Below are 22,236 nucleotides of genomic sequence, written 5' to 3'. Positions count from 1 at the left end.
CGGCAGCCTGGCGGGGGGACGCTGGCCGCTGACGCGGCGCACCCCGTTCACCAACCCCGCCAGCGCTTTCTCTCCCAACCGCTTGCCGGCAATGCCTTTGAGCCCCAGCGCGCTGCGGGCGGTGCGGGTGACGCCAGCGAAGTGATCGGCGCTCCAGCGGGCGATGGGCACAAAGCGCTGATACTTTTCGCGGCGCAGCTTCTTGATAAGGCTGCCGGTGTTGATGCCGACCGGGCAGCGGTCTGCACAGAGCCCGGTGGCGGCGCAGGTGTCAATGCCCTGATAGTCAAACAGCCGGGCCAGCTCGCGGGAGGGCTCACCGCTGCGTTCGCGGCGCGACAACTCCCGATAGAGCACGATGCGTTGGCGCGGCGAGAGCGACAGGGTGCGCGAGGGGCAGACCGCCTCGCAAAAACCGCACTCGATGCACGGATCCACGATGGCATCGCTCGCCGGCATGGGTTTGAGGTGGGCAAGGTGGGCTTTGGGGTCGTCGTTGATGATGACACCGGGATTGAGCAGGCCATCGGGGTCGAGCAGTGCCTTGATGCGGCGCATCAGCGCCATCCCCTCCGGCCCCCACTCCAGCTCCACATAAGGGGCCATGTTGCGGCCGGTGCCGTGCTCGGCTTTGAGCGACCCGCCAAAGCGCACCGCGACCAGTTCGGCCACCGCATCCATAAAGGCGCCGTAGCGCGCCACTTGCGCCGGATCATCAAACCCCTGGGTAAAGACGAAGTGCAGGTTCCCCTCCAGCGCGTGGCCGAAGATGATGGCCTCATGATACGCAAACTCATCGAACAGGGCTTGCAGCCCCGCCACCCCCTCGGCCAGACGCTCGACGGGAAAGGCGACATCCTCGATGATGACGGTGGTGCCTGTGGTGCGCACCGCCCCCACTGCCGGGAAGAGCCCCTTGCGAATGGCCCAGAGCCCGGTGCTCTCGCTGGTAAAAGGCACAGAGGCCACCTGAACGAACTCGGCAGCCATGCCCATCACCTGCTCGCAGCGATCGACCAGCGCCTCCTTGCTCTCCCCATGCACCTCGATCAACAGGGCGCAGGCGACCAGGTCCAGCCGTTCAATAAAGTCCGGCAGACCGAGCTTGCCCGCCACCGAGCGCAGGGAACGCCCATCCATCAGCTCCACCGCCGCCACAGGCGCGCTTTTGAGGTGCGAGGTGGCCAGACACGCCTGCTCGGCATCCCTGAACACCAGCAGGGCCGAGGCCTTGTGGGGGTGTTCCGGCACTGTGTCGAGCACCACTTCGGCGATAAAGCCGAGGGTCCCCTCCGAGCCAATCATCAGGTGGGTGAGGATATCGACCGGGTCTGCATGGTCAATGAGGGCATTGATGGCGTAGCCCGTGGTGTTCTTGAGCCGGTATTTATGGCGAATTTTGGCGGTGAGTTCCGTGTTTGCCAGCACATCGGTGCGCAGCGAAGAGAGCCCCGCCAGCAGATCGGGACGGGACTGCGCAAAGGCGGCGCGGCTGTGCGGGTTGCCGCTATCCAATACAGTGCCATCGGCCAGCAACAGGGTCATGGCGTGCAATGTGTGGTAGCTGTTGTGGGCGGTGCCGCAGCACATGCCGCTGGCGTTGTTGGCGGCGATGCCCCCCAGCTTGCAGGCGTTAATCGACGCCGGATCCGGCCCTATCTTGCGCCCCAGGGGGGCCAGATAGCGGTTGGCATCGGCGCCGATCACCCCGGGTTGCAGGGCGATGCGCGCCCCCCCGTCCAAAATACGGTGGCCGCGCCAGCTGTCGGTCAGGGTAATGAGCACCGAATCGCTCAGGGCCTGGCCCGATAGGCTGGTGCCAGCGGCGCGAAAGGTGCACGGCAGGTTCAACTCGCGGCACAGCGCCAGCACGAAGCGCACCTCATCCAAAGAGTCGAGGCGCACGATGCGCTCGGGCACCAGCCGGTAAAAGCTCGCGTCCGTACCGTGGGCGAGGCGCAGATCAGGGTCGCTCACCAGCCGCGCCGGTGGAATACGCGCAAGCAGGGCGGCATCAAACTCGTTCCAGCGCATCAACAATCCTCCACCAGCACTACCAACAGACGGCTCGGGCCGTGGGCACCGTAGGCCAGGGTCTGCTGGATGTCGGCGGTCTTGGAGGGGCCGGAAACCAGCAGCAAATTGGTGGGCATGGCCTGTTGCCAGCCCCCCACCGCCACCAACCCGGCCAGGTTGTCGGCAATGGTGGACGCCGCCAGCAGCGCAATATGACAGGGGGGCACCAGGGAGAGGGTGCGCGGCTCGCCGCCATCAGGTATCAACACCAGGGTGCCGGTATCGGCGATGGCGCCCGCACAGTGGGTGATGCCGGCCTGACGGGTGTCGAACAGCGAGTCCTTCCAGCTGGCGAACTCGCCAGCGGGCGTCAATACCGAGCGCCCGGCGCAAGCCACCGCCACCTCATCTTGCCAGCGGCCACCCTGGCCGCAGGCGAGCCGCGAGATCCCTTCCCCATCCAGCCAGGCGGTCAGTTCGCGGGCAAGGTTCGCCTCCTGTACGGTCAGGATCTCGGCGTGGGCGGCGGTGATCCCGCTAAGGAAACGTGCGCGCCGCGTCTGATCATCCTCACCGCACCAGGGCTGCCAGGCATGCGGTGCAGGCGCAATGGGGGTGGCCGCGCCGCGCAGGCGGTGCAATATGGCCTCTTTGCTCGACATATCAAGACTCCTTTTTTTTCCGGCGCAGCAGGGCGTGCAGGCTTCGGGGGGCGGGCTTGGGGGCCTCGCGGCACTGGGTCCAGGGACCCAGGTGTGTTGGCACAAGAGCCCGCAGCCGACCGGCGACACCGGTCGCGGCGTGATAGATCCGTGGGTGGGTGGCGGCAAAAGCAAAACCCTGCATGGCGAGGGATTCCAGACGACTGCCAGCAGCCCCCTGCCCTGCCAGCGGCTCGCGACCCGGCGCCGCCTCGTGCTTGGCCTCCCGGCGCAGGCGCTGCAGCATGTCGGGAATGGGAATGCGCACCGGGCACACTTCGCCGCAGGCGCCGCACAGGCTCGACGCCGTCACCAGATCGCTGGTGCTTTCGAGCCCCAGCAGATGGGGGGAGATGATCTTGCCGATGGGGCCCGGGTAGATGGTGCCGTAGGCGTGGCCGCCGATGCGGGTGTAGACCGGGCAGTGGTTCATGCAGGCGCCGCAGCGGATGCACTGCAAGGTCTTGCGCAGCTCCTCGTCCCGATAGGCCTGGCTGCGGCCGTTGTCGAGCAGCACCAGGTGCACCTCGTCCGGGCCGTCCAGCTCCCCTTCCCGGCGCGGGCCGCTGATGACATTGAAGTAGGTGGAGATCGCCTGACCGGTGGCCGAACGGGTCAGGGCGCTGTAAAGGGGAGGCACGTCGGAGAGGAACTCCACCACCTTCTCGATGCCGGTGATGGCCACGTGCACGTTTGGCACAGTGGTGCACATGCGCCCGTTGCCCTCATTCTCCACCAGACAGAGGCTGCCGGTCTCCGCCACCGCGAAGTTGACCCCCGACAGCCCCATGCCGGCGCGGCGAAACTCCTCGCGAAGGGCCCGCCGCCCGGTCTGGATCAGTGCGTCCACGTCCGTGGTGGGGGTGAAGTCTTCGAGGTTGTGGGCGAAGGTGTCGCTCACCTCCTGCTTGTTCTTGTGGATGGCGGGCATGATGATGTGGGACGGGGTATCGCCGTCGAGCTGGACGATGAACTCCCCCATGTCGCTCTCGAGGCAGCGGATGCCGTGGCGCGCCATCTCGTGATTGAACCCCACCTCCTCGCTCACCATGGACTTGCCCTTGACGATGGATCTCACCCCGTGTTGCTGGGCGATGCCGAGGATGATGGCGTTGGCTTCGTCGGGCGTCTGGGCCCAGTGCACCCGGATGCCGTTGCGCTCGCAGTTGGCTTCGAGCTGCTCCAAAAGCTCCGGCAGGCGCGAGAGGCAGCGCTGGCGAATTTGCTCGGCGGCATCACGCACCGCCGCCTCCTCGGCCGGGTCGGCAAAGGCATCACGACGCTTGCCGCGCAGATAATCCATGGCGCCGCGAAAGTTCTGGCGCAGCACGGGGTCGGCCAGGGCAGCCTCGGCCTGGGGATGGAAGCGGCGCGGCGAATACTTGGCGTGCTCACTCATGGTGGGCCTCCTTTTTTTCTGCCACAGGCTCGCTGTGGGCGAGCAGGAAACTGGCCAGGTGCATGGCGGGAAGTCTCTTGCCCTGATAGGCCAGGGATCCCTTGATATTGAGCAGGCACCCCCAGTCGGCGCTCACCAGGGTGTCGGCACCGGTCGCCAGCAGGTGGCGGGTCTTGTCCTCCACCATGGCCTGGCTGATGTGGGGGTGGCGCACCGAGAAGGTACCGCCAAAACCGCAGCATTCACTCTCGTAGGCCTGCTCATGCAGGGTGACGCCCTCAAGCTGGCCCAGCAGGGCTCGGGCTCGACTGTGCACCTGCATCTCGCGCCTGGCCGAGCAGGAGGTGTGCATGACGATGCTCGCCTCCCCCACTCCGTGCCAGCGCACCCGGCAGATCTGGGCCAGAAACTCGGTGAGTTCGAACACCCGCTCGCAGAAGGCCGCAACCTCGGGGTTGCCGGGAAAGAGACGACCATAGTGATGGTGCATCATGCCGCCACAGGAGCCAGAGAGCACCACCACCGGCCAAGGCTCGGGGAAGAGCGCCATCTGGCTTTGCGCCACCTTGCGCGCCTCCTCTTCATGGCCGGAGGTGTAGGCCGGCTGTCCGCAGCAGGTCTGTTTCTCGACAAAGTGCACCCTTATCCCCTCCCGCTCGAGCAGGGCGATGGCATCGAGCCCCGCCACCGGGTCGAACAGATCCACCAGACAGGTGGCATAGAGATAGACATCGGCCGGCTTGGCCGGATAGACCCGCATTACCTTCATCACTTGCTCTCCTTACTTCAATTGCAGCAGTGCGTCCGAGATGTGGAAGCTGTACATGAGCGCCAGCCCGATCAGGCCGGTGGCCAGCAGGTAGTAGAGCGTGGGTAGCGCTGTCTTGCGCAACGTCGCCCCCTCACGGCCGAGCAGCCCCACGGTGGCCGACGCCGCCACCACGTTGTGAATGGCAATCATGTTGCCGGCCGCCGCCCCCACCGCCTGCAGCGCCAGCATAGCGGCGGTCGATACGCCGAGGGTCTGGGCCACTTCAAACTGGAACTGGCTGAACATCATGTTCGACACAGTGTTGGAGCCGGCGATAAAGGCCCCGAGCGCCCCTATGGTGGCGCTCAGGGCCGGGAAGAACTCCCCCACCAACCCTGCGGCAAAATTCGCCGTGGTCACCGGCATGCTGGCGAGATCCGCCCCGTTCACGCCGGAGTTGATGAAGAGGCGCACCATGGGCACGGTGAAGATGAGCACGAAGCCGGCCCCGATCAGGGTACGGCTGGACTCCCCCAGTGCCCGGCCAAAGGGGACAAGGGAGCGCGATTGCAGCAGGGTGGCCAGCAGGGCGCAGAGCACCAGCAGGCCCCCCGGCAGGTAAAGCGGTTCAATGGAGGCGCTCACTCCCGGCTCCCCCAGCAGGTCTGTGAAGGCAAGGCTCACCGACAAGAGGCTTGCCTTGAACCCGGGGCTGACCCGGCTTGCCACCAGCAGGAGTGCCAGCGCCACATAGGGCATCCAGGCCAGCAGCAGCGACATGGGGCGGGCGGCAGCCGTTTTCAGATCGAGCTTGAGGGAGCCCAGCCACTCGGTCGGCCACTCGTTTTCAGGGGCGAAATCCCACCCGGTTTTGGGCACCAGAAAGCCGGCCCGCGCCGCCGTTACCACCAGCGCCAACCCCACCAGACCGCCGATGAGGGACGGGAACTCGGGACCAAGCAGCATACCGGTCAGGGCATAGGGCACGGTGAAGGCCAGCCCGGCGAAGAGGGCGAACGGCAATATGGCGAGCCCCTCGGTCCAGCTGCGGTGACGGCCAAAGAAACGGGTCAGCATCATCACCATCAGCACCGGCATCAGGGTGCCGACGGTGGCGTGAATGAGGGCCACGTTGGTGGTGATCTGCTGCAGGTAAACCTCCCAGCTGCTGCCGCCTGCACTCAGGGTCTGGCCGATAGTCTGGCTGTCGAGCCCCTTGTTGATCCCTACCAGAATGGGGGTACCCACAGCACCGAATGATACCGGCGTGGACTGGATCATCATGCCGAGCAGCACGGCGGCGAGCGCCGGAAAACCGATGGCCACCAGCAGGGGAGCGGCGATAGCGGCTGGCGTACCAAAGCCCGAGGCCCCTTCGATAAAGGCGCCGAAGCACCAGGCGATGATGATGGCCTGGATACGCCTATCCGGCGAGATGTTGGTAAAGCCGCTGCGGATCGCCGTGATGGCGCCTGTGTGTTTGAGGGTGTTGAGCATCAGGATGGCGCCGAACACGATCCAGAGCACGGTCAGCGTGATCAACAACCCCTGCAGGGTAGAGGCGATCACCCGGGTCGGGCTCATCTGCCAGCCCCACAGGGCGATCAAGACGGTCAACAGAAAGGCGATGGGCATGGCGCGTTTGGCGGGCCAGTTGAGGCCGACCAGCAGCACGGCGGCCACCAGGATCGGCGAGAAGGCCATCAGGGCCAGCAGGGTGTCTGTCATCATTGCGTCCTTGTCCGAGTGGTGCAGAGGTGCACCTTGTTGTCTTTTTGTTAAGCGGACGTGACCTTACTCTCTTCCCTTTTCGCGATATATGGAAATAATGAACAACATTAATTCCAAAAGTTGATCAATATGGCCCGTAGCGACGACCTCATTCTCTTCGCCCAGGTGGTGGAAGCCGGCTCCTTCAGCAAGGTGGCTGAACAAAATTCCCTTACAAATTCAGTGGTTAGCAAACGAATTGGGCGCCTGGAGGACGATCTCGGGGTGCAGCTGCTCTATCGCACCACCCGCAGCCTCACCCTGAGCGAGGCGGGCAAGGAGCTTTATCAGGGTGCCAAAAATGTGAAGGCCGCCGCACTGGACGCTTTCGACGCCGTGGCGGGGTTTGGTGAAAAGGTGAGCGGCCATGTGCGCATGTCGGTGCCCACCATTTCGGGGGAGCTGCTGCTGGCAGACGCGGTGGCCGACTTTTGCCAGCAGCACCCTGGGCTCACGGTGGAGATGTCGCTGGAGAATCGCTTCGTCAATCTGGTGGAAGAGGGGTTTGACCTGGTCATTCGCACCGGCTATCTGGATGACTCGAGTCTTATCGCCCGTCACATCCTCGATTCCCAGTGGGTGATCTGCGCCTCCCCCGGCTACGTGCGCCGCTTCGGAGCACCGCGCGTGCCCTCCGATCTGCTGGCACACAACTGCCTGCGCTACGCCTACCAGAGCACGGGCGCCTCGGAGTGGGCCTTCAGGGGGGAGAACGGCAACTATCTCTTGTCGGTGTCGGGCAGCTTTTGCACCGACAACGCCGGGGCCCTGCGCAAGGCGGCACTGGGGGGGCGCGGCATCGTCTATGTGCCGCGCTGCCTGGTCTATCACGATCTGATGAACGGCGAGCTGGTGGACCTTTTTCCCGATCAGGTGGGCAAGAAACTCGGCATCTACGCCGTCTACCCCTTTACCCGTCAGCCGCCGCGCAAGATAAGGCTATTGATCGAGCACATCCGCCAGCGCTACCTCGACATCGCCCATTACTTCGGGTGAGTGGATGAGGTCTGGCGGGCGATAAAGTCCAGCGTGGTGCGATTGAACAGCTCCGGCTGCTCCACATTGCAGACATGGCCGCACTGTTCGATCACCGCCAGCGAGGCGCTGGCATCGCGGGCCACCTGCTCGCGCACCGGTGCCAGGAACATGTGATCCTCCTCCCCCATCACATAGAGGGTCGGGATCGGCAGGGTGCGCTCCTTGAAGTAACGCATCAGCGGATTGACCTCGGTGGCGAGGCGGAACCAGCGTTTGAACTCCTTCTGGCACAATTTACGCGCCTCGCGCACGAACAGGTTGCGCGACTCCTGATGGTGCTGGCGCGGCATGATGATAAAGGCGAACAGCCGGTAGAGCCACATGTAGGGCAGGATGTGCTGGCCGACCCGGCCAAGCTGCACCAATACCCGGGAGCGAATATCAAGTCGCAGTATGGCGCCGCCCAGCACCATGCTCTTGACCCGCTCCGGGCAGAGCTCCGCCAGATGGCGAATAAGGATGGTGCCCAGCGAAATGCCGACAAAGTGGGCGCAGCGGATATTGAGATGATCGAGCAGGCGTACTATGTCCTCAGTCACGGCTCGAAAGCTGTAGTGACCCTTGACCACCTGCTGCAACCGGTGAGACTGCCCGTGGCCGCGCAGGTCCAGCAGCAGCACGTTGAAGTGCTCGCGATAGGCGCGCAGCTGCTTGAACCAGATGGAGGAGCTGCCACCGGCACCGTGCACGAATACCACCCAATCCCTGTCGGGGCCAAGCTCGAACGTCTTGTGATACAGCATCTTGCGACTCCCTCATCGACGGCATTGGGGTATAGTAGGCGCGCATCTTAACAGATATTCTCACCCGACTAATACGTTTGCATGGCAACTGGCGAGGAACCTGAGCATGGAGTTGACGAGTTTGAGAGCCTTTCTGCTGACCCTGCCGGGCGCCACCGAAGACACGCCGTTTGGCCCGGAGATCCTGGTCTACCGCATCGCCAGCAAGATGTTCGCACTGGTGGATTGGCAAGCAGCGCCGCTCACCATCAACCTCAAATGCGAGCCCGACCTTGCCCTGCTGCTGCGGGAGATCCACCCCGAGGTCACACCCGGCTGGCACATGAACAAGCAGCACTGGAACACGGTGACCCTGAGCGACACCCTGGCCTGCGATCTGTGGCAAGGCTGGGTGCACCACTCCTATGAGCGGGTGGTCGCTGGCCTGCCCAGGGCCAAGCGGCCGCAAGCCCCGACACTATGATGTCTGTGAGCCACCCCATGCCAAAGCAGCCCAATCTGGTCCCGCTGAGCGAGCAGCATATCCCCGCCCTTATCATCCTGTTCGAGCAGTCGGTGCGCCAACGCGGCCCCGAACACTACAGCGAGGCGCAGGTGGAGCAATGGGCCCTCGGCGCCCATCATCCGGGCCTTGCCAGCCAGTTGCGTGATCACCACGGCTGGGTGCTGGAGCAAGGGGGCGCCGTACTCGGCTTTGTCACCCTCAGCGACGATGGTCACCTGAGCCTGCTCTATGTGAGCGCCGACCATCAACGGCAGGGGCTCGGTGGCCGCTTGCTCGACACTGCCCTCAACCAGGCCGGTCGGCTCGGCATCAAGACCCTGACGACGGAGGCCAGTGCCTTCAGCTATGGACTATTTTTACGGTATGGCTTTCAGCTGACCGGATTGGAAAGCGTGGAGCGCGGCGGGGTCGGTTTTATCCGCTATCGTCTGCACTGGCGCTTGCCAAGCTAGGTCCAGCCACTAAAATACGCACAGTTTTTCCGTATTGTTGAGGATTTAAGCCGCCATGGTTGTAGAAAGCGAAGGCTATATCGCCCTGATTGAGTATCTGGTGGAGAGTCTGGGGCTGTTTGAAGCCCAGCAACAGAGCAGTGGTGAACAGACCATCGAAGATCTGGTGAGCAGCCGGGTCGCTGGCAACCTGATGGCCATCTGCGAACAGAACCCGCAGCTCGATCCCAAGTTGCGCTTCATGATCATGCAAGAAGCCGATGCCGTGGTCGCCGATCTGGAAGAGGTGCTCTCCGCCGTCTGGCTGCGCGCCCCGACCCCGCCCCAACAAGCCTTTCTCGAAGAGTTCATCGATCTCATCAAGAACCTGTTTGACGGCGCCATCAGCTAGCCCGTCGAGACAGCTTGTCGCCGTGGCGCACACTCGAGCGCCGAATATCCCCGCCAACAGCCTAAATGAAAAGGGCCGCCTTCAACGGGCAGCCCTGCTTGCTATCATTTCAACTCATCAAGCTTTTCAATGACTTTTAATGAATATCGAGGCAAGAAATGTGTCTGGTCTTGGCTTCCATCCTTGGAAGCTACCCAGTTAGGCAAGGTCGCTCCGCTTTAGTTCCCGGCCATGACCCATTTTTTTACGATTTTTTTCACTGCGCTGACACTCAGCTTGTTCAGCGCTACCTGACCGCCAAAAAAAGCCGCAAATGCAGCTCTTTTTCATATGGTAAACAGGGCGTTGTCGAACGCGGCACAGCCTCTTAGCGAGTCAGGCTCGGCGGCAAACAGACACCTATGCCACCCAGTCCGCAATACCCTTCCGGGTTCTTCTCCAGATATTGCTGATGGTAATCCTCTGCGTAATAAAAGGGCGCCAGCGGCAAGATGCGGGTACTGATGGCGCGGCTGTCACCACTGGCCATCATGGCCTGTTGATAGGCCGCCATGCTCTGCTGGGCGATGACCTGCTGGCTCTCGTCGGCATAGAAGATCACCGACCGGTACTGGGTGCCGATGTCACCGCCCTGGCGCATACCCTGGGCCGGATCATGCTGCTCCCAGAACAGCTTGAGCAGATCGCCGTAGCTGATCACCTTGGGATCAAATACCACCTGCACCGTCTCGGCATGGCCGGTCAGCCCGCTGCACACCTCTTTGTAGGTCGGATTCTGGGTAACACCGCCCTGATAACCGGCTGCGGTGGAGTAAACCCCGGGCTGTTGCCAAAACAGGCGCTCCACCCCCCAGAAACAGCCCATGCCAAACCAGGCTACCGCCATCTCTTCAGGCCAGGGGCCCTGGGTCAGGTGGCCATTGACCGCATGTTGCTGGCCAATCACCATCGTCTCGCGGCGTCCCGGCAGCGCGTCTGCCGGTGAAATAATCTGTTCCATGAACCCTGTCCTTGTATAAAAACCTGTGCGATTGCACAGCTGACGAAAAGGAGTCTCGAAGATAACAGGTTATGAGCCGGGATCAACCAAGGCCGCAGCCACGCTGGGGTAGCGGCATCCTTCAGCACCCGGCAATCGCCCGATGAGGTCCCTCATCCCCTGTCAGCCCAAATGGTGGCAAAAAACGTAAAAATCAATATTTAGTCTTGATTTGTGAATTTATTTTCATATATTGAGCCCATTGCTGTTTTTTTATGGAAGAAGCCTCAAGTGCGTGAACGTGAACCCAGCCTGGTCTATGCCTTTCGGCAGTCTACCCCCTATGTCAACGTGCACAGAGGTGCCACCTTCGTGCTGATGATGGGCGGGGAAGCCATCTGCCACCCCAATTTTGCCAATATCGTCAGCGATATCGCCCTGCTACAGACCTTGGGTATTCGCCTGGTGCTGGTGTTTGGCTCACGCCCGCAAAATGATGAGGCGCTGGCTCGCGCCGGTATCGAGGCCCAGTACCACAGACGGATCCGGGTCACGGATGATGCCAGCTTCACCATCATCAAACAGGTGTGTGGCGGCCTGCAGTACGACATCACCGCCCAGCTCTCCATGGGGCTGGCCAACACCCCCATGCAGGGGGCGCGCATCAGCGTGGTGAGCGGCAACTTCGTCACCGCCCAGCCGCTGGGGGTAGATGATGGCATCGATTTTTGCCACAGCGGTCGGGTACGCCGCATCGACGTGGAGGGGATCACCCGCCAGCTGGATAAGAAGAGCCTGGTGCTCATCTCCCCCATCGGCTGCTCGGTCACCGGCGAGAGCTTCAACCTGAGCTCGGAAGAGGTCGCCCGCCGGGTGGCGGTGGATCTGAAAGCAGACAAGCTCATCTGTTTCAGCAGCACTCAAGGGGTGATGGACAGACATGGCGAGGCCATCTCCGAGCTCTTCCCCGAGCAGGCCGAAGAGCTGCTGGTGGAGCTGGAGCAAGCAGGGGAAGAGATGTCCGGTACCGCCCGCTACCTGCGCGCGGCCATTGCCTCCTGCCGTGGCGGCGTGCCCCGCTCCCATCTGGTGAGCTATCAGGATGACGGCGCCATGCTGCAGGAGCTGTTCAGCCGCGACGGCCTTGGTACCCAGATTGTGCGAGAAAGTGCCGAGCGGGCCCGCGCCGCCACCATAGAAGATATCGGCGGCATTCTCGATCTCATCCGCCCGCTGGAGGAAGAAGGGATCCTGGTGCGCCGCTCCCGCGAGCAGCTGGAGATGGAGATCGACAAGTTCACCATCATAGAGCGCGACGGCCTCATCATCGGCTGCGCGGCGCTCTACTGCTTCATGGAAGAGGCGATGGCGGAGATGGCCTGCGTCGCCATTCACCCCGAGTATCGCAACTCAAACCGGGGGGATCAGCTGGTAGCCAAGGTGGCCGAGCGGGCCAAGCGGCTCGGCATTCGCCGTTTGTTCGTGCTCACCACCCGCTCCATTCACTGGTTCCGGGAACGGGGCTTCGATCCACTGGAGGTGGAAGACCTGCCAGTGGAACGGCAGCACTTCTACAACTGGCAGCGCCGCTCTAAAGTTTTGTCAAAGACCATTTCGTAAGTTATTGATCTTGTGTCGGGTTGTCGCCGATTGTTAACTTTTTCACAATCTCGATTGACAGTGCAATCCAGCGCAGGGTATTTCTAATTGTACTCCACCGCCTGCGGTGGAGCCAGAAGAGGAGCGCTGCCCAGGCAGCCCGAGGAAGGACACCAGCGTCCGATGAACTTGGGTCAGGGGGAGCAGCGCCGAGACGAGTGAGGCAACTGGATACCTCAACGTCGGCTGCGGGGGCTGAATCCCCCGGGCTGTCATCGGTAGTGGTCATCCCCCACCGAGCCCCACAAGGGGCTGGTACGGGATGGGCTCTGCAGGTGGAGTGCTTCTGGCCGGGATAGCTTCTCTGATTCCTGCCATTTTCAGCCTCCTCCTCTCTTTTTGCCCGATGGATCCAGATTTTTCAATTAAGACAGGAGTAAGCAATGAGCCCGATCAATGTCGCCAAGTTTGGCGGAACCAGTGTCGCCAATGCCGCAGCCATGAACCATTGCGCCGACGTGGTGCTGGCCAATCCGGCCACCCGGGTGGTGGTCCTGAGCGCCAGCGCCGGTGTCACCAACCTGCTGGTGGCACTTGCCCAGGGCGATCTGGACGAGGCTGGCCAGGAGGCTCAGCTGGCTAAACTGGCCGAGATCCAGCAGGCCATACTGACGGCGCTGGGCGACCCAAGCGATGTGAGTACCCTGATCCATGCCACCCTCAGCGAGATCCGCACCATGGCGCGCCAGGCCAGTCAGCATACGGATGCCGAGCTGGCCGATCGCCTCATCGCCTGCGGCGAGCAGATGTCCACCCGCCTCTTTCACGAGCTGCTGCGCCAGCGCGGCGTCAAGGCTCACTGGCAGGATGTACGTCAGCTGATGCGCACCGACAGCCGCTTTGGCAAGGCGACCGTGGATCTCGCCGCCACCCGCGTCCTCTGCCAGCAGGCGTTGGCCCCCCTGCTCGGCGACAGCCTCATCATCACCCAGGGCTTCATCGGCTCGGATGCCGACGGTCGCACCACCACCTTGGGTCGGGGCGGTTCCGATTACAGCGCAGCACTGCTTGCCGAAGCGCTGGATGCGAGCAGCATAGAGATCTGGACCGACGTGCCCGGTATCTACACCACGGATCCGCGCCTCGTCACCCGCGCCCGCCCCATCCCCGAAATAAGCTTCGTCGAGGCGGCCGAGATGGCCACCTTCGGCGCCAAGGTACTGCACCCGGCCACCCTGCAGCCTGCGGTACGCCAGGACATACCCGTGTTTGTCGGCTCGGCCAAGGATCCGGCGGCCGGCGGCACCTGGATCCGTGCCAGCACCCGCACCAGCCCGCTGTTTCGCGCCGTGGCCCTGCGCCGCCAGCAGGTGCTGGTCACCCTGCACAGCCTCAACATGTTCCACGCCTATGGCTTCCTGGCCGAGGTGTTTGGCATCCTGGCCCGTCACCGCATCTCGGTGGATCTCATCACCACGTCGGAGGTGAACGTGTCGCTCACCCTGGATCACACCGGCAGCCAGAGCAACGGCGAACCCATGCTCAGTGACAAGGTGCTGGCCGAGCTGGGTCAGCTGTGCAAGGTAAAGGTCGAAACCGGGCTGGCCCTGGTGGCACTCATCGGCAACCGCATGAGCGAGGCGGCCGGGGTGGGCAGCCAGGTCTTTGACGCCATCCGCGAGCACAATATCCGTATGATCTGTTACGGCGCCAGCACCCATAACCTCTGCTTCCTGGTCAAGGAAGAGGAGGCTGGCCACATCGTCAACCGCCTCCACCAGGAGCTGCTCGACTGAGCCAGCCGGGATTTGACACTGCATAAATGAGGGGCACCCAGGGTGCCCCTCATTACGTTGCTACGAGTGTCATCGACCTAGATACCCGTGCCCGCTTAGACCACCAGGGTGGGCACCGGCAGCAGACAGGCGCAGATCTCCTCGCGCAGGCCAGCAAGCCGGGCCAGCAGCGCCGCCTGGTCGAGCCCGGCTTCGTCCGGCCCCAAGTTGTCCACCAGCTCGGCGAAGTGCTCGGTCACCGCCCGCTCCAGCCAGTCGAGCCGACGCAGGGTGAGCGGGCCGCAGCTCTTGCCGCTGAGATCATCCTGGATGTCGAGCCTGTGGCTGCGATACATGTCGCGCCACCAGTTGGCGGCGAGCGCCGCGTCGCTGGCCAGTGCCGAGCTCCACTCCCCCTGCAAGCCCTGCAAGCGGGCCAGCACGGGGGCGCTGGCGCCCTCCCGTGTCAGGTATTGCAGCTCGCGCTGCACCCAACTCAGGCAGAGGCCGCGCCAGTAGCGAAATTGCGGCAGAGGGTCCGGCTCGTCAAGCCAGAGGCCCGAGAGAGTGCGGGTCTCCAGCCGCTCGGGCACATGAAACTGGGGATCGGCGAGACCGTTTGAGTTGAATTCATGATGGGGATCGAACGGCCACATGTAGCCAAAGTCGAACACTGTGATCTGCTGGCCATCGTCGAGCAGGTTGCCCGGGCTCGGATCCCAGTCAAACCAGCCCCAGTGGGCAAGCTCGGCCTGCACCGCCAGCATCTGGGCCAGATTGCGCTCGTTGAGATCATGCACAGGCACGCCCCGCAGCCAGGGGGAGATAAGCAACCCGGCCCGGGCCGAACCGAAGCAGGTACAGACCACATTGGAGAGAATGGTGGGGTGCAGCTCGCGCAGGGCCTCTATCTCGCGTCGCCGCTCCAGCTCGGTCAGGAAGGCGGTCTTGCCATCGACGTTGGCCACCAGGGAGTCGTGCCGGCGCCGTTTCAGGCACCAGTGATGTCCCTCCACCTTGAGGTGAAACACCTCGGCGGTGAGGCCATGACGATACACCTTGAGCACGGTGGGATGATCCGCCTTGAGCCTCACCAGCTGCGCCAGTGGCAAGGGGCAATCCCGCTCGCGCCCAATCCGGATCTCCTCCTTGCTCTCCAACATGCGGAGCAATCTTGCCTGACGTGCCGCTACCTTGGGATTCATACATGCACCTCCATCATTATTGAGAGACTAAGCAGTAAGGCAGGCACAGACCAGAGGCAAAGCGTCATGATGACGCTTTCATCACAGAATGAGTGTGACCGTCCGATCCGGATCACAGTTTGCATGGCTTCATGGTCACGACATATTCATTGTCTTGTCATTAAATTGACAACAAGGAACAAGCCCCCCACCATCGGGTCAAATTAAATGCAGCAGCCAGTTGCCGTCATCACTCGCTCAAAGGATGAGCTCATATGAAAGTCCCCCCTTCAGCACGCTTGTCAGCCAGGGTACCCAGCCTGCCCTCTCTGCTGCTTGGCGTGCTGGCCGCGCTGCTGCTGCTGACCCTGATACTGCCGCTGATTAATCCCGGCAGCTGGCTAGGTCGGGCCCAGCCGCTGGTACTGGGGCCTGCCGATCAGCCGATCGCCACCCTCACCCGTCACGCCCTGCTCTACAAGAGCGACAGCCGAGGCCTCTACCTGGTGGTACGCAGCCAGTGGCAGTTGCAGGGGCCGCTGCAGGAAGGGGACAGGGTTCGGGTGGAGTTGCTCAACGAACGGGGGGAGCGGATCGATCAACTGAATCAAGCGGTATACAAGCGGCAGGTGTGCCGCGAAACCCGCTGTACCCTAGATCTCAACAGCACACTAAGGGCGCCAGACGATGCCCTTTCCAGCCGCTATCAGCTGCGGATCGGCCTGCTGCTGGCGGATCGCCCCGAGAGCGCAGACTTCAGCCAGATCCTGCAGACCCTGCCGGAGCAGGGCTTCAACCTCAGCTACCTCTTCACCAGTATGGTGCTGGTGCTGGCCCTGAGCGCCGCCGTGCTCAGAACCGTGCTGCCCCGCCTCAGACGCAGCTTGCGCTGGCGGATCATCGGCAGCCTGCTGCTCGGCAACCTCACCTTCGTGCTACTGCACGGCTTCGTGGTGTTCAAACTGGGGGAATTTCTGCTCTGGTCCGGTTTCAGGCCCGAGCACTACTACCTCGCCTGGGGCAGCATGGTGCTGGGCTGGAGCCTGTGTGCACTGGCGGGTTTCAATCTTTACATGGGGCTGGTCTTTACCGCACTTTCCGGAATCGGTTTGCTCGCCAACTTCATGAAAATTGCCATCTACGGGGTGCCGCTGGGCGGGGACGATCTCGGCAACCTGCTGGCGCTGCTGCGTATCCTGTTGGGGCAACATCCCGTGTTGCCAGTGCTGGGCGCCAGCCTGCTGCTGTTTCTCTGCTGGCGTTTCGCCCTGTCACGCTGGATCCTGCGCACCGCCGCCGCCACCGCCGCCTTCTTTGCTCTGTGTGTATTCGCTACCCAGACCGGCAACAAGCTGCTGGGAGCCAACATTCGCTACGTGGACAGGGCGGTCAACTATCACAGGGACATCATACGGGCCGGCCCTGGCCTCTACCTGTTCAATCTGGTGGACGAGATGCTGCAAAACGGCAGCGTGTTTCGCTACCCCTTGCAGATCAACGAGTTCACTCCCCAGCTCAGCCATGCGAGCGAGGTGCAACCCCCCCGCTTCGATCTGGTGATAGTGCTGCAGTACGAGTCGCTCTGGCTCGGTTGGCAGGGCAAGATCTGCGCCCCACCCCCTACCCTGAGCCTGCCCGCCAGCGTGCAGCAGTGGCACAAGACCATCCACTCTCCCACCACGGGCGGCATGACGGTGCTGGCCGAATTCGAGATGAACACGGGCCTGCCGGTGGGACTGCTCAGGCAAGGGGTCGTGCCCTACTACTACCTCTCCGAGCAGGTGCCCGGCCTTGCGCAAAGTGCCAAGCAAAGTGGCTACAAGACCCTGTTTGCCCACCCCTATGTGGAGAAGTTCTGGGGCCGCGCCAAGGCGATCCCGGCCCTTGGTTACGAGGAGCGCTGGTTCGATAGCCACTTCACCACGCTCGAACATAAAGGGCTCTATATCTCGGATGATGCCCTGATCGATCACCTGCTCAAGCGCAGCGAACAGGATAACCAGCCATTGTTTGCCTATGCGGTCACCATGCAGGGCCATGGCCCCTTCGACGGGGATCGCTATCAGGCCCAACAACTCGACAAGGCCTGCCCTGATCAGAGCGCGGCAGAGCGCCAGCTGCTCAACACCTACTACACGGGCGTGGTGGATGCCATGGCCTCGCTGGAGCGGCTGCTCAAGACTCTGGACCAGTCCGGCAAGCGGTATCTGGTGGTAGCCTTTGGCGATCACCAGCCGTTCCTGATGTCGGCAGGCAAGGGGATTCATGGTGACAAACCGCCTCGCGATGCCACTTACCAGATCCCCATGATGGCCTTTACCCGCAATGATGGTGGTATCTCACTCGCGCAGCAGTTTGCCCCTGTGCGCCAGCTCTACCAGATGGGCCAGGCCACCCGCCAGCTGCTGGCGGGAGACTTGACCCCGATCCCGGAGCTGGCCCTGCTCCATCCTGTGCTGGGTGAAGAGAAGGGATTCGACCCATCAAGTCTGGTGCCGCAGATCCGCGCCAGCTTCCGGCCCGATGCCCTGCCCTGATCCCGAACCTGAGAACGGCAAAGAGGCCGCTGTTGCGGCCTCTTTGCATACTACGGTTGACGGGATGACTCACTCGCCAAGCCAAGGTTCGCACAAGGTGAGCGTCTGGGCATCGAGATCCAGCTCAGCCTCGATGCCAAGAGGCAGGGTCAGCATGGGGTGGGTGTGGGCGCAGTCAAACTCCGCCAGGATAGGAAAGGCCGGCTCCCCCACGACCTCCAGCAGGATATCGAGCGGCCGCTTGCCACTGCCCTGATGATCGAACAGCTCGTGCTTGCCGAGAACCAGGGCGCCGATGCGGTCAAACACCCCGCACAGCTTGAGATGGGCAAAGGAGCGCTCCACCGTATCCGCTGTCAAGAGGCTGTCTTCCAGCAGCAGAATATCCCCGCGCGCGATGGCTGGCATATAGGGGGAGTCCCAGATCCCCGCCATGGTATTGAGGTTGCCACCCACCAACCGTCCCCGCACCCGACCAGCCCCCACCGAGATCTGCCGGTTAGGCTGACACTGCTTGGCCCGCGTCTGGTTTTCCCAATCGAGCCGCTCGTCGGTCCAATAGGCAGGGGTCGGCAAGGTATGAGGCACGGCGCCCCCACCAGCCAGGCAGATCTGGCTAAACCCGGCCAGGGTCTCATCCACCAGCGGTGACAATTCACCGAACGAGGCCACCAGCGCCGGGCCATAAAAGGTAACGAGGCCGGTTTTGGCATAAATGCCGAGCAGCAGGGCCGTCACGTCCGAGTAGCCGATGATGATCTTGGGATCCCGTTTGAGCGCATCAAAATCGAGATAGGGCAACAGGGAGTTGGAATTGCTGCCGCCAATCACCGACATGATGCAGCGCACCTCGGGGTCGCGAATAAGGGCATTGAGCTCTTCGGCCCGCGCAGCGATGGAGCCGGATCGCCAGTGATCCTGCTGGCCGGTCAGGCTGCCCGCCTTGAGCCTGAAGCCCTGCGCTTCCAGAAAAGCCCTTGCGCGAGCAAAGCGATGTGGCGCCCAGGCCGTGGCCGCGCTGGAGGGGGAGAAAAAACCTATGGTATCGCCAGGTTTAAGCCCTGGCGGCTTGAGTAACGTCATCGCAAGAAATCCTGTTCCGAATATGGCCATCCAGGGCATGGCGCCCACAAAAGAGGACTCATAATAGCCACTCCATGACCCTGCCGTCACCAGGAAAAGATGACAGCGTCAACGTACTGGTCAGCTCCAACCGGTGGATGATCACGGGCTCAAGCCCAAGCATGGGGGTGCTGAACGATCTACTCGCTCGTCGGTTTAGAGCCGCACTGCGTATGGAGGCTGACCATCAAGAGCAGGTAGCGGATCGGTCGCCATCCACCGACACCGGGGCGCAAAAACTGAAAAACCGACAGCTGGTTGCCGGTTTTTCAGTTTTCTCACGGGATCAGACCAACACGGCGGTACCGCTGATGCTGACCATCAGCATGCTGCCGTTTTGCCCCACCACCTCGTAGTCGATATCGATGCCGACCACCGCATTGGCCCCCAGTGCGCGGGCACGTTCTTTCAGCTCATCGAAGGCAATCTCGCGGGCACGGGCCAGCTCTTTTTCGTAAGCACCGGAGCGGCCGCCTATGATGTCGCGGATCCCGGCAAACAGATCCTTGAAGATGTTGGCGCCGAGGATGGCTTCGCCAACGACGATGCCGCGATATTCACGAATGGTCTTGCCTTCCAAAGTGGGGGTGGTTGAGAGGACCATCTTGGTTTCCTTATCGATTGTACTGGGGGGAGAGCCTAAAACAGCGATAGTTTCCAGGCAAGCAAACAGACTCGATACGTGTCTGTTGGATCATGGCGGCTGGTGTTGGGAGGGGCAGGATCTGCAGAGAGTCGACTGGTTGGATCCTGCAGGCATCAGCCAACGGACGACAACGCCGAGCAACCGGCACAACAAGCACCAAAAGGCGCTCATTAGCCGATTTGGCTCAAACTTCAAGTGATACAAGTGTCAGTTGTGACCCATTTCGCCTTTCCATAGGGTGAGTCTGTCCCGGCCCTACGCCGGAGACTGACCCACTTCGTCACGAGGACAGCATCATGATGCAGCTCGACACCCGACCACCTCACCCCAGCCCCTCAACGCGGGTACGTTTCCACGCAAGCCACCTCGCCGAAGCCGGTACGGAGGCCACGCCATGACCACGATCACCACACTGGATCTGGGGGATCAAGGCCTGCTGGCAGCCTACCTGTCTGCGGCCTCACCGGCCCTACTCAACCAGAGCTATGCCAATCTGCTGCTGATGCAGCAGTCCCTGGCCAGGAGTGAGCTCGACTCATCTTTGGCCGTCAAGATTGAGGCCTACCAGGCGCAGATGCTCAACCAGGCGCGCTACTACCAACAAGATAACCTGCCTGGCTTTATCAATCTGATGAGCCATGGCTCGAATTTCTACGCCCTTGTCGCGGCGTTCAACCGGCTGCTCGGCCAGGATGACGATGCGGCTGTGCTGGCCGGGCGAGCCCGGTTGGCAGAACAGCTGACCTCGCTGGCCGATCAGGCCCAGAGTTACCGGCTCACGGCCCAGGCGCTCAATACCCGATTCCAGATCGCCTGGGGTTCGCTGCGTCCCCTGATGGACAACTTCCTTGGGGTGATCACTCGGCTCGAGCAGGATCTGATCGCCGACGCCCAGCGCCAGGCCAAGGCCATCGACGCACTGAACCAGGCCATAGCGGCAAACATTCAGGCCATTGTCGACGAAGGTGGCAAGGCCGGTGACGGCGTAGGCCAACTGGGCCGCGCTATCGTGACCTCGTTGGCGCTGGAGGAAACCCCCGCCGGCAAGCCTGCCGCGAGTCAAAGCTCGGCCAAGGGGTCAGACCAGCAGACCCAATACATGATCTCCGGTATCCAGGCCCTGTCATCCGGCATAGCCGGTGCCAGCCTGGCAGCCAAGGAGCTCAAGGCCAATACCCAGAAACTGGCACTGGCCTACCAGGCGCTGGCCGAGACCAACGCCATACTGACGGTCGCAAAGTCGGTGCAGGCCCAAAACCAGCTGTTTGTCAGCACCTACGAGACGGTAGCCCGGGCGATCACTGGCCTGCCCCTGGGCTGGCAAAAGGTGGCCGACGCCTATCAGAGCGCCGTACCCGTGGTGGCCGACCTCAACAACAGCGGCGATGTACGTCTGCTCAGGCGCACCCTGGCGCTGAATACCCAATCCTGGCAACAGCTCTCCGATCAGGTGAGTGACATCAAGGCCGCCTACGCCGGCAACGGCGTCCTGCCCGACGCTTAATCCCACCATAAAAGGACGATATACATGATGAATGCAACCATCTCCATGGACCAGAGCATGGCCGGTCAGGCCGGGCAAGCGCTGCAGATCCAGACCTATTGCAACAGCGTCAAGCAACAAGTGCCAGTGGACTTCAGCCAGTTCCCGAATCTCAAGGAGAATCAGACCCAGATCAACCAGGGACTGGACGTCGCCAAAGGGCATGCGGACCTGTACCTCAACCAGATCCAGCCACAGATCATCACCAACATCAGTAACATCTCCAACTACTACGCCCTGCAAAATGCCATCCCGACCGTGCTCCCCCCCGGTTCCACCAAGGCCCAGTGGCTCAGGCAGTTGAACGTTATCAAGGAACAAGCCACCGAGTACCATAAGATCTCTTCCGATACTCGTCTCATTATCCTGGATCTTAACAACCAGCTGATCATCGACTCTCGCAACTTCCAGGGCATAGTGGTGAACCTCAACAGCAAGGTACAGGGTGACAACGGGGTGCTGGCTCAGCTCAACGGTGACATCGACAAGGTCAACGCAGCCATCGACGGCGCCATCGCCGGCATCGTGGTTGGGGGGTTGTTAGTGATTGGCGGAGCCTTCGTCACCGCCATAGGCGCAGTGGCCGACTTCGTCACCGCTGGCACCTCGACGCCTGTGGTCATCGGTGGCGTCGCCATGATGGTTGCAGGTGCCGCCGGTATTACGGCAGGCTCCATCGTGCTGCACAACTCGTTGGGCGCCCGCCAGGATCTGTACCAGAAGCGCAGCAGCCTCAACAGCGAGGTACTGATCGCCACCCAGATCGGCAATGGTTATCAAGGGCTCCAGGTGCAGGCACAAAACGCTGTCTCTGCCGCGACCCAGATGAGCAATGCCTGGGACTCCCTGACCTCGGATCTCGGCAGCCTGATCACTGATCTGGACAAGGGCATCACCAGCGGCGACGACATCCGCCAGCTCTGGTTGACCGCCGCCGACACCACAGTGAAGACAGTGCTCACCGACGTGAACACCATCAAAGCACAGATGGCCGGTGTCAGCCCCATACAAGTACCCAGGACCGCCACCATAGCCGATTTCGTCGGCCGCCTGGCCGCCTGATGCCCAGAGGGCGGACCACCGCC

At 62.3% G+C, this 22,236-nt stretch carries 19 protein-coding genes and 1 riboswitch; of the genes, 9 read left to right on the top strand and 10 right to left on the bottom strand.

Features of this window, described 5'->3' with window-relative positions; genetic code table 11:
- From BN1129_RS12060 to BN1129_RS12040, 5 genes are all read right to left on the bottom strand, one after another.
- Nucleotides 1-2,034, bottom strand: a 2,034-nt coding sequence (locus BN1129_RS12060) for an FAD-binding and (Fe-S)-binding domain-containing protein (protein ID WP_042036806.1), incomplete at its 3' end; no start/stop codon positions are given.
- Nucleotides 2,034-2,678, bottom strand: coding sequence for a LutC/YkgG family protein (locus BN1129_RS12055; protein ID WP_042036804.1), 645 nt, complete (start codon nt 2,676-2,678; stop codon nt 2,034-2,036). The genes BN1129_RS12055 and BN1129_RS12060, both read right to left, overlap by 1 nt.
- 1 nt (nt 2,679) lies before the next feature.
- The gene (locus BN1129_RS12050; protein WP_042036803.1) at nt 2,680-4,116 is read right to left on the bottom strand and encodes a LutB/LldF family L-lactate oxidation iron-sulfur protein; all 1,437 of its coding nucleotides are present in this window, start codon (nt 4,114-4,116) and stop codon (nt 2,680-2,682) included.
- Nucleotides 4,109-4,885, bottom strand: coding sequence for a (Fe-S)-binding protein (locus tag BN1129_RS12045; protein ID WP_084204639.1), 777 nt, complete (start codon nt 4,883-4,885; stop codon nt 4,109-4,111). The genes BN1129_RS12050 and BN1129_RS12045 overlap by 8 nt, the downstream gene beginning before the upstream one ends.
- A 12-nt stretch (nt 4,886-4,897) precedes the next feature.
- Nucleotides 4,898-6,595: an L-lactate permease gene (locus BN1129_RS12040; RefSeq protein WP_042036802.1), complete on the bottom strand. Its 1,698-nt coding sequence runs from the start codon at nt 6,593-6,595 to the stop codon at nt 4,898-4,900.
- Nucleotides 6,596-6,727: 132 nt separating this feature from the next.
- On the opposite strand from BN1129_RS12040, the gene BN1129_RS12035 reads away from it, so the two are divergent.
- Nucleotides 6,728-7,633 (top strand): LysR family transcriptional regulator, encoded by a 906-nt coding sequence (locus BN1129_RS12035; protein WP_042036801.1) that lies wholly within the window; start codon nt 6,728-6,730, stop codon nt 7,631-7,633.
- Here the strand turns inward: BN1129_RS12035 and BN1129_RS12030 are convergent.
- The gene (locus BN1129_RS12030) at nt 7,621-8,418 is read right to left on the bottom strand and encodes an alpha/beta fold hydrolase (RefSeq protein ID WP_042036800.1); all 798 of its coding nucleotides are present in this window, start codon (nt 8,416-8,418) and stop codon (nt 7,621-7,623) included. The genes BN1129_RS12035 and BN1129_RS12030 overlap by 13 nt on opposite strands.
- 106 nt (nt 8,419-8,524) lie before the next feature.
- On the opposite strand from BN1129_RS12030, the gene BN1129_RS12025 reads away from it, so the two are divergent.
- From BN1129_RS12025 to BN1129_RS12015, 3 genes are read left to right on the top strand one after another with little or no spacing between them, the layout of a single operon-like run.
- Nucleotides 8,525-8,881, top strand: coding sequence for an MmcQ/YjbR family DNA-binding protein (locus tag BN1129_RS12025; RefSeq protein WP_042036799.1), 357 nt, complete (start codon nt 8,525-8,527; stop codon nt 8,879-8,881).
- Between the two features lie 17 nt (nt 8,882-8,898).
- On the top strand, nt 8,899-9,375 hold the full coding sequence (locus BN1129_RS12020; RefSeq protein ID WP_157013367.1) for a GNAT family N-acetyltransferase: 477 nt from the start codon (nt 8,899-8,901) through the stop codon (nt 9,373-9,375).
- 55 nt (nt 9,376-9,430) lie between these two features.
- Nucleotides 9,431-9,766 carry a DUF3802 family protein gene (locus tag BN1129_RS12015; protein ID WP_042036798.1) on the top strand — a complete coding sequence of 112 codons (336 nt, stop codon included), beginning with the start codon at nt 9,431-9,433 and terminating at the stop codon, nt 9,764-9,766.
- Nucleotides 9,767-10,133: 367 nt separating this feature from the next.
- On the opposite strand, the gene msrA is transcribed toward BN1129_RS12015, so the two are convergent.
- The gene (gene msrA, locus BN1129_RS12010) at nt 10,134-10,766 is read right to left on the bottom strand and encodes a peptide-methionine (S)-S-oxide reductase MsrA (RefSeq protein ID WP_042036796.1); all 633 of its coding nucleotides are present in this window, start codon (nt 10,764-10,766) and stop codon (nt 10,134-10,136) included.
- Between the two features lie 270 nt (nt 10,767-11,036).
- Here msrA and argA point away from each other — a divergent pair, with 270 nt between their 5' ends.
- Together argA and lysC are read left to right on the top strand one after the other, a co-directional pair.
- Nucleotides 11,037-12,365, top strand: coding sequence for an amino-acid N-acetyltransferase (gene argA / locus BN1129_RS12005; protein ID WP_042036795.1), 1,329 nt, complete (start codon nt 11,037-11,039; stop codon nt 12,363-12,365).
- 108 nt (nt 12,366-12,473) lie between these two features.
- Nucleotides 12,474-12,698: riboswitch (Lysine riboswitch) on the top strand.
- 89 nt (nt 12,699-12,787) lie between these two features.
- On the top strand, nt 12,788-14,140 hold the full coding sequence (lysC, locus tag BN1129_RS12000) for a lysine-sensitive aspartokinase 3 (protein WP_042036794.1): 1,353 nt from the start codon (nt 12,788-12,790) through the stop codon (nt 14,138-14,140).
- A 95-nt stretch (nt 14,141-14,235) separates the two neighbouring features.
- Here lysC and BN1129_RS11995 read toward each other — a convergent pair whose 3' ends face one another.
- Entirely contained in the window at nt 14,236-15,324 is a 1,089-nt protein-coding gene (locus BN1129_RS11995; RefSeq protein ID WP_042036793.1) for a protein kinase family protein, read from the bottom strand.
- Nucleotides 15,325-15,578: 254 nt separating this feature from the next.
- On the opposite strand from BN1129_RS11995, the gene BN1129_RS11990 reads away from it, so the two are divergent.
- Entirely contained in the window at nt 15,579-17,840 is a 2,262-nt protein-coding gene (locus tag BN1129_RS11990; protein ID WP_042036791.1) for an LTA synthase family protein, read from the top strand.
- 69 nt (nt 17,841-17,909) lie between these two features.
- Here the strand turns inward: BN1129_RS11990 and BN1129_RS11985 are convergent, their stop codons facing one another.
- Together BN1129_RS11985 and BN1129_RS11980 are read right to left on the bottom strand one after the other, a co-directional pair.
- Nucleotides 17,910-18,923, bottom strand: coding sequence for a S66 family peptidase (locus tag BN1129_RS11985; RefSeq protein ID WP_042036790.1), 1,014 nt, complete (start codon nt 18,921-18,923; stop codon nt 17,910-17,912).
- Nucleotides 18,924-19,248: 325 nt separating this feature from the next.
- A complete protein-coding gene (locus BN1129_RS11980) occupies nt 19,249-19,566 on the bottom strand; it encodes a heavy metal-binding domain-containing protein (RefSeq protein ID WP_042036789.1) in 318 nt (105 codons plus the stop codon).
- A 436-nt stretch (nt 19,567-20,002) separates the two neighbouring features.
- On the opposite strand from BN1129_RS11980, the gene BN1129_RS11975 reads away from it, so the two are divergent.
- Both BN1129_RS11975 and BN1129_RS11970 read left to right on the top strand, forming a co-directional pair.
- A complete protein-coding gene (locus BN1129_RS11975; protein WP_042036788.1) occupies nt 20,003-21,112 on the top strand; it encodes an HBL/NHE enterotoxin family protein in 1,110 nt (369 codons plus the stop codon).
- A gap of 24 nt (nt 21,113-21,136) precedes the next feature.
- The gene (locus BN1129_RS11970) at nt 21,137-22,213 is read left to right on the top strand and encodes an HBL/NHE enterotoxin family protein (RefSeq protein WP_042036787.1); all 1,077 of its coding nucleotides are present in this window, start codon (nt 21,137-21,139) and stop codon (nt 22,211-22,213) included.
- The last annotated feature ends 23 nt before the right edge of the window (nt 22,214-22,236 follow it).

Origin of the sequence: Aeromonas popoffii (assembly GCF_000820025.1) — a bacterium.
Lineage (GTDB): Bacteria > Pseudomonadota > Gammaproteobacteria > Enterobacterales > Aeromonadaceae > Aeromonas > Aeromonas popoffii.
The sequence above is the reverse complement of the archived record's forward strand: the minus strand, read 5'-3'. Positions and strand labels throughout refer to the sequence as shown.

Excerpts from the sequence above, each read along its gene's own strand:
- BN1129_RS12055 (WP_042036804.1), bottom strand. The coding sequence starts at position 2,678 with ATGTCGAGCAAAGAGGCCATATTGCACCGCCTGCGCGGCGCGGCCACC.
- BN1129_RS12050 (WP_042036803.1), bottom strand. The coding sequence starts at position 4,116 with ATGAGTGAGCACGCCAAGTATTCGCCGCGCCGCTTCCATCCCCAGGCC.
- BN1129_RS12045 (WP_084204639.1), bottom strand. The coding sequence starts at position 4,885 with ATGAAGGTAATGCGGGTCTATCCGGCCAAGCCGGCCGATGTCTATCTC.
- BN1129_RS12040 (WP_042036802.1), bottom strand. The coding sequence starts at position 6,595 with ATGACAGACACCCTGCTGGCCCTGATGGCCTTCTCGCCGATCCTGGTG.
- BN1129_RS12035 (WP_042036801.1), top strand. The coding sequence starts at position 6,728 with ATGGCCCGTAGCGACGACCTCATTCTCTTCGCCCAGGTGGTGGAAGCC.
- BN1129_RS12030 (WP_042036800.1), bottom strand. The coding sequence starts at position 8,418 with ATGCTGTATCACAAGACGTTCGAGCTTGGCCCCGACAGGGATTGGGTG.
- BN1129_RS12025 (WP_042036799.1), top strand. The coding sequence starts at position 8,525 with ATGGAGTTGACGAGTTTGAGAGCCTTTCTGCTGACCCTGCCGGGCGCC.
- BN1129_RS12020 (WP_157013367.1), top strand. The coding sequence starts at position 8,899 with ATGCCAAAGCAGCCCAATCTGGTCCCGCTGAGCGAGCAGCATATCCCC.
- BN1129_RS12015 (WP_042036798.1), top strand. The coding sequence starts at position 9,431 with ATGGTTGTAGAAAGCGAAGGCTATATCGCCCTGATTGAGTATCTGGTG.
- msrA (WP_042036796.1), bottom strand. The coding sequence starts at position 10,766 with ATGGAACAGATTATTTCACCGGCAGACGCGCTGCCGGGACGCCGCGAG.
- lysC (WP_042036794.1), top strand. The coding sequence starts at position 12,788 with ATGAGCCCGATCAATGTCGCCAAGTTTGGCGGAACCAGTGTCGCCAAT.
- BN1129_RS11995 (WP_042036793.1), bottom strand. The coding sequence starts at position 15,324 with ATGAATCCCAAGGTAGCGGCACGTCAGGCAAGATTGCTCCGCATGTTG.
- BN1129_RS11990 (WP_042036791.1), top strand. The coding sequence starts at position 15,579 with ATGAAAGTCCCCCCTTCAGCACGCTTGTCAGCCAGGGTACCCAGCCTG.
- BN1129_RS11985 (WP_042036790.1), bottom strand. The coding sequence starts at position 18,923 with ATGACGTTACTCAAGCCGCCAGGGCTTAAACCTGGCGATACCATAGGT.
- BN1129_RS11980 (WP_042036789.1), bottom strand. The coding sequence starts at position 19,566 with ATGGTCCTCTCAACCACCCCCACTTTGGAAGGCAAGACCATTCGTGAA.
- BN1129_RS11975 (WP_042036788.1), top strand. The coding sequence starts at position 20,003 with ATGACCACGATCACCACACTGGATCTGGGGGATCAAGGCCTGCTGGCA.
- BN1129_RS11970 (WP_042036787.1), top strand. The coding sequence starts at position 21,137 with ATGATGAATGCAACCATCTCCATGGACCAGAGCATGGCCGGTCAGGCC.